We start from the raw sequence: 12850 nt of genomic DNA on the forward strand, positions 1-12850 counted from the left end.
GAAGCAACTGAATGAGGAGCGGAGTTTACTCAAGGTAAATGAGCACCGCAGTGAAGGCAGCTGACGCAGTAATGCGAAGCTTATAGAGATTTTAAAGGTCAAGCTACAAAGGGCGCATGGTGAATGCCTTGGCACCAGTAGGCGAAGAAGGACGCGATAAGCTGCGATAAGCTTCGGGTAGGCGCAAATAGCCTGTGATCCGGAGATTTCCAAATGGGGAAACCCACATACCTAACGGTATGTACTATAAACTGAATTCATAGGTTTATAGGGTTATACCCGGGGAACTGAAACATCTAAGTACCCGGAGGAAGAGAAAGAAAAATCGATTTTCTAAGTAGCGGCGAGCGAAAGGGAAAGAGCCCAAACCAGGAACTTGTTCCTGGGGTTGTGGATAGATCAATATGTGAGACATCATTTAACTGAAGGTTCTGGAAAGGACCGCCGTAGAAGGTAACAGCCCTGTAAGTGAAAAAGGAAGTCTTAAAGATCTATTCCAGAGTACCACGAGACACGTGAAACCTTGTGGGAAGCAGGGAGGACCACCTCCCAAGGCTAAATACTAACTGGTGACCGATAGTGAAGAAGTACCGTGAGGGAAAGGTGAAAAGAACCCCGGAAGGGGAGTGAAATAGAATCTGAAACCGTGTGCCTACAACCGGTCATAGCACTTTAACGTGTGATGACGTGCTTTTTGTAGAACGAGCCAGCGAGTTACGGTATGTAGCAAGGTTAAGTACTTAAGGTACGGAGCCGAAGGGAAACCGAGTCTGAATAGGGCGACTAGTTGCATGCTGTAGACCCGAAACCGGGTGACCTATCCATGGACAGGTTGAAGCGGAAGTAAAATTCCGTGGAGGACCGAACCACATTGGTGTTGAAAAATCATGGGATGAGCTGTGGATAGCGGAGAAATTCCAATCGAACTCGGAGATAGCTGGTTCTCCTCGAAATAGCTTTAGGGCTAGCGTTGAGAATGAGTAGTGGAGGTAGAGCACTGAATGGGCTAGGGGCTGACAACAGTTACTGAACCCTATCAAACTCCGAATGCCATATACTTGAATCTCAGCAGTCAGACTACGAGTGATAAGATCCGTGGTCAAAAGGGAAACAGCCCAGATCATCAGCTAAGGTCCCAAAGTGTAAGTTAAGTGGAAAAGGATGTGGGATTTCTAAGACAACTAGGATGTTGGCTTAGAAGCAGCCACTCATTTAAAGAGTGCGTAATAGCTCACTAGTCGAGAGGTCCTGCGCCGAAGATGTCCGGGGCTAAAACTTACCACCGAAGCTATGGATGTACACTACGTGTACGTGGTAGAGGAGCTTCCTGTATGGGCTGAAGTCGTACCGAAAGGAGCGGTGGACTGTACAGGAGTGAGTATGCTGGCATAAGTAGCGAGAAATAAGTGAGAATCTTATTGGTCGAAAACCTAAGGTTTCCTGAGGAAGGTTCGTCCGCTCAGGGTTAGTCGGGACCTAAGCCGAGGCCGAAAGGCGTAGGTGATGGACAATCGGTTGATATTCCGATACCGCCAACTGACGTTATTACAAATGGGATGACGCAGGAGGATAGGATGTGCGCACTATTGGATGTGCGTCTAAGCACTTAGTCAGGTCAGACAGGCAAATCCGTCTGATCAATGATGAGGTGTCATGGGGAGCGAAATTATCGTCGCGAAGTATCCGATTCCACGCTGCCGAGAAAAGTCTCTATGGAGGAAGTTGGTGCCCGTACCGCAAACCGACACAGGTAGGTGAGGAGGTAGGTGAGGAGAGAATCCTAAGACCATCGGAAGAATTGTTGTCAAGGAACTCGGCAAATTGACCCCGTAACTTCGGGAGAAGGGGTGCCTGCCTCACGGCAGGCCGCAGAGAATAGGCCCAAGCAACTGTTTAGCAAAAACACAGGTCTCTGCTAAAGCGAAAGCTGAAGTATAGGGGCTGACGCCTGCCCGGTGCTGGAAGGTTAAGGGGATCCGTTAACGTAAGTGAAGCGGTGAACTTAAGCCCCAGTAAACGGCGGCCGTAACTATAACGGTCCTAAGGTAGCGAAATTCCTTGTCGGGTAAGTTCCGACCCGCACGAATGGCGTAATGACTTGGGCACTGTCTCGACAACAAATCCGGCGAAATTGTAGTGCAAGTGAAGATGCTTGCTACCCGCGATTGGACGGAAAGACCCCGTAGAGCTTTACTGTAGCTTAGCATTGAGTTTCGGTATTGTCTGTACAGGATAGGTGGGAGACTGCGAAGCAGGGGCGTCAGCTTCTGTGGAGTCACCCTTGGGATACCACCCTGACAGTACTGAGATTCTAACCGGTGGCCATGAAACTGGTCACGGGACATTGTTAGGTGGGCAGTTTGACTGGGGCGGTCGCCTCCTAAAATGTAACGGAGGCGCCCAAAAGTTCCCTCAGTGCGGTTGGAAATCGCGCGAAGAGTGCAAAGGCAGAAGGGAGCTTGACTGCGACACATACAAGTGGAGCAGGGACGAAAGTCGGGCTTAGTGATCCGGTGGTTCCTCGTGGGAGGGCCATCGCTCAACGGATAAAAGCTACCTCGGGGATAACAGGCTGATCTCCCCCAAGAGTCCACATCGACGGGGAGGTTTGGCACCTCGATGTCGGCTCGTCGCATCCTGGGGCTGAAGTAGGTCCCAAGGGTTGGGCTGTTCGCCCATTAAAGCGGCACGCGAGCTGGGTTCAGAACGTCGTGAGACAGTTCGGTCCCTATCCGTCGCGGGCGTAGGAAATTTGAGAGGAGCTGTCCTTAGTACGAGAGGACCGGGATGGACTGACCTCTGGTGTACCAGTTGTTCCGCCAGGAGCATGGCTGGGTAGCTATGTCGGGACGGGATAAACGCTGAAAGCATCTAAGCGTGAAACCCACCTCAAGATTAGATTTCCCATAGCGTAAGCTAGTAAGACCCCTAGAAGAACACTAGGTTGATAGGTTAGAGGTGTAAGCATGGCAACATGTTCAGCTGACTAATACTAATAGGTCGAGGGCTTGACCAAATAATTATACTGTGCAATTTTGAAAGAACAAGATTTGTTCTTTCATATAGATCTGGTAATGATGGCGTAAAGGCAACACCCGTTCCCATTCCGAACACGAAGGTTAAGCTTTATTGCGCCGATGGTACTGCAGGGGAGGCTCTGTGGGAGAGTAGGTAGTTGCCAGGTAATACTTGGTTCACTAGCTCAGTTGGTAGAGCACATGACTTTTAATCATGGTGTCCGGGGTTCGATTCCCCGGTGAGCCACCAAAAGACATTCAATTTTGAATGTCTTTTTTTATTTTTTGCTTGAAGGATTTCTTTTATCATATATAGAATTATGTATATAAATGATATGGTAAACTATATAATCATATAAACAAGTTTATGTAATAAAATAATATACCAGAGGTGTTTTTATATGAACGAGGAATTAGTTTTAAAAGAATTGTGTACTACAGACAGTCCAAGCGGAAGAGAGGATTTAATTTATAATAAGATAAAGGAACTATTTAATGGATTAGGTGAAATATCAATAAATAATATGAATAATATTTATATCCATAAGAAAGGAAAGGATAAATTTAAAGTTATGCTTATGGCCCATTCAGATGAAGTATTCTTAATGGTAACAGATATTTTAGGCAATGGTTTTTTAAAGTTTAATGCTATAGGCATAGATCCTAAAACACTGGTATCTCAGGAAGTAATAGTTCATGGACGGAAGGAGATACCTGGAGTTATAGGTATAAAGCCACCTCATCTTATGAAGGATGAAGAAAAAAAGCAAGGTATTAAAGCAGAACAATTACTTATCGACACAGGATTAGATGATGAAAATCTAAAAAAGCAGGTAAAGATAGGGGATTATGTTACTTTAAGCAGACAATTTTATGAATTACTCAATAATAATGTGACCTGTAAGGCAATAGATGACAGAGCCGGCATTGCAGCTATGTGGTCATGTGCAAATGAGTTAAAGCAGGCACAGCATGATGCAGATGTTTATTTTGTATGCTCATGTCAGGAAGAAGTAGGACATAGAGGAGCTAAAATGGCTGCATATGATATAAACCCTGATATAGGTATAGCAATTGATGTAACTTTTGACGGCGGAGAATTTGGTGATAAAGACAGAGAAAATAAATTAGGAGGCGGGCCTTCTATTTGTGTAGGTCCTAATGTTCATTGCAAATTAAGAGAAAAAATTATTGAAATAGCTGATAAGCATAATATACCATATCAGATTGAAGTGGAGCCGGGGAATACAGGTACAGATGCATGGGATATTCAGATTGCCAGGGAAGGAATAGCTACATTATTAATTTCTATTCCAATAAAGTATATGCATACAACTGTAGAAGTTGTAAATGTAGATGACATAAGAAATACAGGACTGCTTATTGCAGAGCTTATTAAGGAATTATCACAGGATGAATTGGAGGGATTATTTTGCTTTTAGAAACATTAAGTAATAGTTCAGGCCCATCTGGTTATGAAGGGGAAGTAAGAAAAATAATAAAAAGTGAGATAACAAACTTTGTTGATGATATAGTAATTGATAAAATGGGAAATATTATAGCACACAAAAAAGGTAAAGGAAAAAAGGTAGTTATAGATGCTCATATTGATGAAGTCGGATTTATAATAATTGGATATAATGATGATGGAACCTTAAAATTTAGTGCATTAGGCGGTATAAACAGCAAGGTAATTCCATGTAAGGTTGTTCTCATTGGAAAAAATAAAATTCCTGGTGTAATTGGACTAAAACCTATACATCTTCAAAGTCCAGAGGAAAGAAAAAATAATATAGGTTATGAGAACTGCTGCATTGATATCGGTGCCAAAGATAAGGCAGAGGCTAAAAAATATATTAAACTAGGTGACTATTGTGTCTTTGATACCAAATTTAATGAATTTGGAACTGGCTTAATGAAAGGAAAAGCATTTGATGACAGAATGGGCTGCGCTGTATTAATAGATGTATTGAAAGAAAGTTATGAGTGTGATTTGTATGGCGTTTTTAATGTTCAGGAGGAAGTAGGAGAAAGAGGAGCATATGCATCAGCATATAACATACAGCCTGATATAGGTATAGCTATTGAAGGTACAATTTGTGCAGATATGCCTAATATACCTGATCATTTAAAAGCAACTGAAATTGGAAAAGGTCCTGCTATTTCCATAATGGATAAAACCAGCCTTTTTAATAAGGAAATTATTAATGAAATAATTGAAGTAGGACATAAGAAGAACATTCCATATCAGTTTAGAAGAGCTGTAGCTGGAGGAAACGATGCTGGAGCAATTCATATGTCAGGACAAGGTGCTAAAGTTGCTACGATTTCTGTACCATGCAGATACATTCATTCTTCTGTTTCAGTATGCAGCATGGATGATTATACTAATACGGTAAAGCTGTTAAAGGAATATTTATACACTATATAAATTTTAAAGGAGATTTTTGTTATGGATAAATTATTTAATGAATTATTAGATACACTTTCACTAAGTGGAAGTGAGGAATACATAATAAAATTAATAAAAAAGAACCTGCCTGAAAATGTGGTAAATATCAATGAAGATAAAATGGGTAATCTTATAGTTAAAGTTGGCCAGGGAGACAAAAAAATAATGATTTGCACTCACACAGATGAAAAGGGGTTAATAGCATCATACATTGAAAAGGATGGAAAAGTCAGAGTAGAAAAAATAGGGGACTTTAATAATGAATCAGTGCAAAATAGCATAGTTTCATTTAATAATGGCATAAAGGGTAAACTTATAAGCAGCAATAATGAATTACTAATTGACTTAGGAATGAATTCCAGAGATGAAGTTTTAAAAAGTGGCATAAGAGAGGGGTATGTAGCAGGTATAACAGGCAGTATTGTAGATCTTAAAACAAAAATATTAGGCAGTAATATTAGTGATAAAGCGGGCATTTATATTTTACTTAAAACAATAGAACAGGTCAAAGAATTACATAGAGAAATAAATTTTGTGTTTTCTACCCAGGGACAGTTGGGAGGAAGAGGTGCAAGAGCAGCAGCATACAGTATAGATCCGGATTACTGCATAGTTGTTAATGCAATAAATTCTAATGATAAGGGTATTTCTATAGATAAAGGTCCAGTATTAAAAATAATGGATAAAACACTAATTGGGAATAATAAAATTATCAGTTTAATTGAATCAGCAGCAGAAAAAAATAATATTAATATACAGAGAACGTCAAATAGGGATTCCTCATTAGGTTCTTTTGTACACAAGGAGAGATCAGGAATACCTACAGCTGAAATTGATGTCCCATGCAGATATAAGGGATCCAGCATTGAATTGGTTAGCATTGAGGATATAAATAATACTGAAAAACTCATCAAGGATATAATTGAAGCCTAAATACGGAAGGAATATCAATGAAGAAAATAATTAAATGGATACTTTTTGCAGCATGGATGATAGTAATTTTCAACTTCTCAAGTATGCCTGCAGAAGCATCTAATGAAAATAGCAGATATGTAATATACATTTTCAATCTTTTAGGATTAAATTTAAATAGTATATTAGGAAACATGGCCAATTTTGCAGTAAGAAAAGCAGCTCATTTTACCGAATATTTTATTTTATATTTATTTGCATATAATGCTCTTACTGATTGTTATGACAAGAGAAAATGTTTGTGGATTTCTTTAATTATTGTATTTTTATATGCTTCCACAGACGAAATCCATCAGATATTTGTTCCAGGCAGATCGGGTAGATTTAGAGATGTTCTGATAGATACCAGCGGAGGAACACTGGGAATGATAATTAAGGGATTTAATTGTCACATTAAAAAAACATCCGTAAAATAAACTTTTGTAGAAATAGATTAAGATTAAGTGACAGATACAGGACTTTTATATGTACACTTCCAGGTACCAGAGTTATTGCATCAGTAGTTTTTAACTGTTAATGCAATAACTTTATTTTTTATCCAGCCAATTAAAATAATATGCATTAGGATTAATAACAAAATTATAAACTATGAAGAACATCTTTTAGTTTTAACCAGTCTGCTGTATACATTGATTTAAATTCATCATTTCTATTATAGGTTAAAGCCGATGGATGATACATGGGAAATATATTTCTTTTATTATCATTGTCCTGAATCAATGTTCCATGACATTGTCCTATGGAATTAAATTTTGTAAGTCTTTTAAGAGGGATATTACCAAGCGTAATTATTATTTTAGGATTAACTAATAATATTTCTTTATCCAAAATATCCCTAAACATTTCAATCTCTTTTGTCTTAGGAGCTCGATTACTTATGGTTGTTCTCCCGGTTTTTGAAGTGCTGATTTTAATTGGTCTTAAGAAACATGCATTGCTGATTCTGATTTGGCTTCTTGTTAAGCCTACTAAATTTAAATAATACTCCAGGTTTTTACCAGCGACTCCTACAAAGGGCTTATTTTCCTCTACTTCAGTTTTTCCAGGTGCTTCTCCGATAAACATTATTTCACATGGCACAGGGCCATTTCCTGTAATCCATCCACCAGTGGGCTCTTCTTTGTAACTTTCAGCAATTGATTTGATTTCCATATTAAGATCCTCTATTGCAAACATAATTATCTCCCTTTTTATTATATTAAGTACAAATCATATTTTAACATATTATGATGATTTTCATGCAAAATTACAAAGATATTTTGGATAAAGTCTAATAAACTCATTCTGGTGTATCAACACCCCAAATAATTAAATAAAGAAAGATATTAGGAGTATTATTAATATAATCTTAAAAGGTGATGTAATAATACTGTTGGTGTTTTATTTTTTATGATAAAATAACACATGTCGCTGAAAAACGCGGCAGCATCTTAAAATAGAATTTAAATTCTACTTTAAGATAAAATGTTTTTATGTATACTGTCATAATTAAACTTAAAAAAATAAGTAAAAAAATTGTTGACAATATCGAATAAACATGATAAGATATAAAAGCTGTCGGATGACAGACATGATCTTTGAAAATTAAACAGAGAAGATAACAGGTAAAAACTTGTTAAATAAACCAGCAATTCTTTTATAGAGTATAAAGTAATGAGCAATCAAACTTTTAAATTGAGAGTTTGATCCTGGCTCAGGACGAACGCTGGCGGCGTGCCTAACACATGCAAGTCGAGCGATGAAGTTCCTTCGGGGATGGATTAGCGGCGGACGGGTGAGTAACACGTGGGCAACCTGCCTCAAAGAGGGGGATAGCCTCCCGAAAGGGAGATTAATACCGCATAACATTAGAGCATCACATGATGTTCTAATCAAAGGAGTAATCCGCTTTGAGATGGGCCCGCGGCGCATTAGCTAGTTGGTGAGGTAACGGCTCACCAAGGCAACGATGCGTAGCCGACCTGAGAGGGTGATCGGCCACATTGGAACTGAGACACGGTCCAGACTCCTACGGGAGGCAGCAGTGGGGAATATTGCACAATGGGGGAAACCCTGATGCAGCAACGCCGCGTGAGTGATGAAGGTCTTCGGATTGTAAAGCTCTGTCTTTTGGGACGATAATGACGGTACCAAAGGAGGAAGCCACGGCTAACTACGTGCCAGCAGCCGCGGTAATACGTAGGTGGCAAGCGTTGTCCGGATTTACTGGGCGTAAAGGGTGCGTAGGCGGATGTTTAAGTGAGATGTGAAATACCCGGGCTTAACTTGGGTACTGCATTTCAAACTGGATATCTAGAGTGCAGGAGAGGAGAATGGAATTCCTAGTGTAGCGGTGAAATGCGTAGAGATTAGGAAGAACACCAGTGGCGAAGGCGATTCTCTGGACTGTAACTGACGCTGAGGCACGAAAGCGTGGGTAGCAAACAGGATTAGATACCCTGGTAGTCCACGCCGTAAACGATGAATACTAGGTGTAGGAGGTATCGACCCCTTCTGTGCCGCAGTTAACACAATAAGTATTCCGCCTGGGGAGTACGATCGCAAGATTAAAACTCAAAGGAATTGACGGGGGCCCGCACAAGCAGCGGAGCATGTGGTTTAATTCGAAGCAACGCGAAGAACCTTACCTGGACTTGACATCCCCTGAATAACCTAGAGATAGGCGAAGCCCTTCGGGGCAGGGAGACAGGTGGTGCATGGTTGTCGTCAGCTCGTGTCGTGAGATGTTAGGTTAAGTCCTGCAACGAGCGCAACCCTTATCATTAGTTGCTACCATTAAGTTGAGCACTCTAGTGAGACTGCCCGGGTTAACCGGGAGGAAGGTGGGGATGACGTCAAATCATCATGCCCCTTATGTCCAGGGCAACACACGTGCTACAATGGTGGGTACAGAGAGATGCAATACCGCGAGGTGGAGCCAAACTCTAAAACCCATCCCAGTTCGGATTGTAGGCTGAAACTCGCCTACATGAAGCTGGAGTTGCTAGTAATCGCGAATCAGAATGTCGCGGTGAATACGTTCCCGGGCCTTGTACACACCGCCCGTCACACCATGAGAGCTGGTAACACCCGAAGTCCGTGAGATAACCGTAAGGAGTCAGCGGCCGAAGGTGGGATTAGTAATTGGGGTGAAGTCGTAACAAGGTAGCCGTAGGAGAACCTGCGGCTGGATCACCTCCTTTCTAAGGAGTCGACATGTAAGGATAACTTACGTGAAAGCTTGGTTTATTTCTCTGTTTAATTTTGAGAGATCAAAAAACCTAAACGGTTTTTGATTAATCTCTTTTGTTCTTTGAAAATTGCACAGTATAAAAAAGTTTACATTAAAGTTAAGGTATACAAAAATACCTTTGTATTAAGATTACTTTATTTAAAGGAAAATTGATAGAAGCGAGCAATACAAGGAAGCAACTGAGCGAGGAGCGGAGTTTACTCAAGGTAAATGAGCACCGCAGTGAAGGCAGCTGACGCAGTAGTGCGAAGCTTATAGAGATTTTAAAGGTCAAGCTACAAAGGGCGCATGGTGAATGCCTTGGCACCAGTAGGCGAAGAAGGACGCGATAAGCTGCGATAAGCTTCGGGTAGGCGCAAATAGCCTGTGATCCGGAGATTTCCAAATGGGGAAACCCACATACCTAACGGTATGTACTATAAACTGAATTCATAGGTTTATAGGGCTATACCCGGGGAACTGAAACATCTAAGTACCCGGAGGAAGAGAAAGAAAAATCGATTTTCTGAGTAGCGGCGAGCGAAAGGGAAAGAGCCCAAACCAGGAACTTGTTCCTGGGGTTGTGGATAGATCATTATGTGAGACATCATTTAACTGAAGGTTCTGGAAAGGACCACCGCAGAAGGTAACAGTCCTGTAGGTGAAAAAGGAAGTCTTAAAGATCTATTCCAGAGTACCACGAGACACGTGAAACCTTGTGGGAAGCAGGGAGGACCACCTCCCAAGGCTAAATACTAACTGGTGACCGATAGTGAAGAAGTACCGTGAGGGAAAGGTGAAAAGAACCCCGGAAGGGGAGTGAAATAGAATCTGAAACCGTGTGCCTACAACCGGTCATAGCACTTTAACGTGTGATGACGTGCTTTTTGTAGAACGAGCCAGCGAGTTACGGTATGTAGCAAGGTTAAGTACTTAAGGTACGGAGCCGAAGGGAAACCGAGTCTGAATAGGGCGACTAGTTGCATGCTGTAGACCCGAAACCGGGTGACCTATCCATGGACAGGTTGAAGCGGAAGTAAAATTCCGTGGAGGACCGAACCACATTGGTGTTGAAAAATCATGGGATGAGCTGTGGATAGCGGAGAAATTCCAATCGAACTCGGAGATAGCTGGTTCTCCTCGAAATAGCTTTAGGGCTAGCGTTGAGAATGAGTAGTGGAGGTAGAGCACTGAATGGGCTAGGGGCTGACAACAGTTACTGAACCCTATCAAACTCCGAATGCCATATACTTGAATCTCAGCAGTCAGACTACGAGTGATAAGATCCGTGGTCAAAAGGGAAACAGCCCAGATCATCAGCTAAGGTCCCAAAGTGTAAGTTAAGTGGAAAAGGATGTGGGATTTCTAAGACAACTAGGATGTTGGCTTAGAAGCAGCCACTCATTTAAAGAGTGCGTAATAGCTCACTAGTCGAGAGGTCCTGCGCCGAAGATGTCCGGGGCTAAAACTTACCACCGAAGCTATGGATGTACACTACGTGTACGTGGTAGAGGAGCTTCCTGTATGGGCTGAAGTCGTACCGAAAGGAGCGGTGGACTGTACAGGAGTGAGTATGCTGGCATAAGTAGCGAGAAATAAGTGAGAATCTTATTGGTCGAAAACCTAAGGTTTCCTGAGGAAGGTTCGTCCGCTCAGGGTTAGTCGGGACCTAAGCCGAGGCCGAAAGGCGTAGGTGATGGACAATCGGTTGATATTCCGATACCGCCAACTGACGTTATTACAAATGGGATGACGCAGGAGGATAGGATGTGCGCACTATTGGATGTGCGTCTAAGCACTTAGTCAGGTCAGACAGGCAAATCCGTCTGATCAATGATGAGGTGTCATGGGGAGCGAAATTATCGTCGCGAAGTATCCGATTCCACGCTGCCGAGAAAAGTCTCTATGGAGGAAGTTGGTGCCCGTACCGCAAACCGACACAGGTAGGTGAGGAGAGAATCCTAAGACCATCGGAAGAATTGTTGTCAAGGAACTCGGCAAATTGACCCCGTAACTTCGGGAGAAGGGGTGCCTGCCTCACGGCAGGTCGCAGAGAATAGGCCCAAGCAACTGTTTAGCAAAAACACAGGTCTCTGCTAAAGCGAAAGCTGAAGTATAGGGGCTGACGCCTGCCCGGTGCTGGAAGGTTAAGGGGATCCGTTAACGCAAGTGAAGCGGTGAACTTAAGCCCCAGTAAACGGCGGCCGTAACTATAACGGTCCTAAGGTAGCGAAATTCCTTGTCGGGTAAGTTCCGACCCGCACGAATGGCGTAATGACTTGGGCACTGTCTCGACAACAAATCCGGCGAAATTGTAGTGCAAGTGAAGATGCTTGCTACCCGCGATTGGACGGAAAGACCCCGTAGAGCTTTACTGTAGCTTAGCATTGAGTTTCGGTATTGTCTGTACAGGATAGGTGGGAGACTGCGAAGCAGGGGCGTCAGCTTCTGTGGAGTCACCCTTGGGATACCACCCTGACAGTACTGAGATTCTAACCGGTGGCCATGAAACTGGTCACGGGACATTGTTAGGTGGGCAGTTTGACTGGGGCGGTCGCCTCCTAAAATGTAACGGAGGCGCCCAAAAGTTCCCTCAGTGCGGTTGGAAATCGCGCGAAGAGTGCAAAGGCAGAAGGGAGCTTGACTGCGACACATACAAGTGGAGCAGGGACGAAAGTCGGGCTTAGTGATCCGGTGGTTCCTCGTGGGAGGGCCATCGCTCAACGGATAAAAGCTACCTCGGGGATAACAGGCTGATCTCCCCCAAGAGTCCACATCGACGGGGAGGTTTGGCACCTCGATGTCGGCTCGTCGCATCCTGGGGCTGAAGTAGGTCCCAAGGGTTGGGCTGTTCGCCCATTAAAGCGGCACGCGAGCTGGGTTCAGAACGTCGTGAGACAGTTCGGTCCCTATCCGTCGCGGGCGTAGGAAATTTGAGAGGAGCTGTCCTTAGTACGAGAGGACCGGGATGGACTGACCTCTGGTGTACCAGTTGTTCCGCCAGGAGCATGGCTGGGTAGCTATGTCGGGACGGGATAAACGCTGAAAGCATCTAAGCGTGAAACCCACCTCAAGATTAGATTTCCCATAGCGTAAGCTAGTAAGACCCCTAGAAGAACACTAGGTTGATAGGTTAGAGGTGTAAGCATGGCAACATGTTCAGCTGACTAATACTAATAGGTCGAGGGCTTGACCAAA

General features: G+C 42.8%; 5 protein-coding genes, 1 tRNA gene and 4 rRNA genes. 9 read left to right on the forward strand and 1 reads right to left on the reverse strand.

Annotated elements, in window-relative coordinates:
- Nucleotides 1–96 precede the first annotated feature (96 nt).
- From EQM05_RS00335 to EQM05_RS00365, 7 genes are all read left to right on the forward strand, one after another.
- A 23S ribosomal RNA gene (locus EQM05_RS00335) occupies nt 97–3016 on the forward strand.
- Nucleotides 3017–3067: 51 nt separating this feature from the next.
- A 5S ribosomal RNA gene (gene rrf / locus EQM05_RS00340) occupies nt 3068–3184 on the forward strand.
- A gap of 7 nt (nt 3185–3191) precedes the next feature.
- Nucleotides 3192–3267: transfer RNA gene (locus EQM05_RS00345), tRNA-Lys, on the forward strand.
- Between the two features lie 151 nt (nt 3268–3418).
- On the forward strand, nt 3419–4459 hold the full coding sequence (locus EQM05_RS00350) for a M42 family metallopeptidase (RefSeq protein WP_128747896.1): 1041 nt from the start codon (nt 3419–3421) through the stop codon (nt 4457–4459).
- The gene (locus tag EQM05_RS00355; protein ID WP_128747897.1) at nt 4450–5448 is read left to right on the forward strand and encodes a M42 family metallopeptidase; all 999 of its coding nucleotides are present in this window, start codon (nt 4450–4452) and stop codon (nt 5446–5448) included. Before EQM05_RS00350 ends, EQM05_RS00355 begins: the two co-directional genes overlap by 10 nt.
- Nucleotides 5449–5469: 21 nt before the next feature.
- Complete coding sequence (locus EQM05_RS00360) at nt 5470–6402, forward strand: M42 family peptidase (RefSeq protein ID WP_128747898.1); 933 nt, start codon at nt 5470–5472, stop codon at nt 6400–6402.
- Between the two features lie 17 nt (nt 6403–6419).
- Nucleotides 6420–6857, forward strand: coding sequence for a VanZ family protein (locus EQM05_RS00365; RefSeq protein ID WP_128747899.1), 438 nt, complete (start codon nt 6420–6422; stop codon nt 6855–6857).
- Between the two features lie 163 nt (nt 6858–7020).
- Here the strand turns inward: EQM05_RS00365 and EQM05_RS00370 are convergent, their stop codons facing one another.
- Nucleotides 7021–7617: a uracil-DNA glycosylase gene (locus EQM05_RS00370; protein ID WP_128747900.1), complete on the reverse strand. Its 597-nt coding sequence runs from the start codon at nt 7615–7617 to the stop codon at nt 7021–7023.
- A 494-nt stretch (nt 7618–8111) separates the two neighbouring features.
- Between EQM05_RS00370 and EQM05_RS00375 the strand changes: the two genes are divergently transcribed.
- Together EQM05_RS00375 and EQM05_RS00380 are read left to right on the forward strand one after the other, a co-directional pair.
- A 16S ribosomal RNA gene (locus EQM05_RS00375) occupies nt 8112–9623 on the forward strand.
- Between the two features lie 318 nt (nt 9624–9941).
- Nucleotides 9942–12849: ribosomal RNA gene (locus tag EQM05_RS00380) — 23S ribosomal RNA — on the forward strand.
- Together the 16S and 23S rRNA genes form the textbook arrangement of a ribosomal RNA operon.
- The last annotated feature ends 1 nt before the right edge of the window (nt 12850 follow it).

This window comes from Clostridium sp. JN-9, assembly GCF_004103695.1.
GTDB lineage: Bacteria > Bacillota > Clostridia > Clostridiales > Clostridiaceae > JN-9.

Bases quoted from the DNA above. Each gene is read 5' to 3' on its own strand.
- EQM05_RS00360 (WP_128747898.1), top strand. From the start codon at position 5,470: ATGGATAAATTATTTAATGAATTATTAGATACACTTTCACTAAGTGGA.
- EQM05_RS00365 (WP_128747899.1), top strand. From the start codon at position 6,420: ATGAAGAAAATAATTAAATGGATACTTTTTGCAGCATGGATGATAGTA.
- EQM05_RS00370 (WP_128747900.1), bottom strand. From the start codon at position 7,617: ATGTTTGCAATAGAGGATCTTAATATGGAAATCAAATCAATTGCTGAA.
- EQM05_RS00350 (WP_128747896.1), top strand. From the start codon at position 3,419: ATGAACGAGGAATTAGTTTTAAAAGAATTGTGTACTACAGACAGTCCA.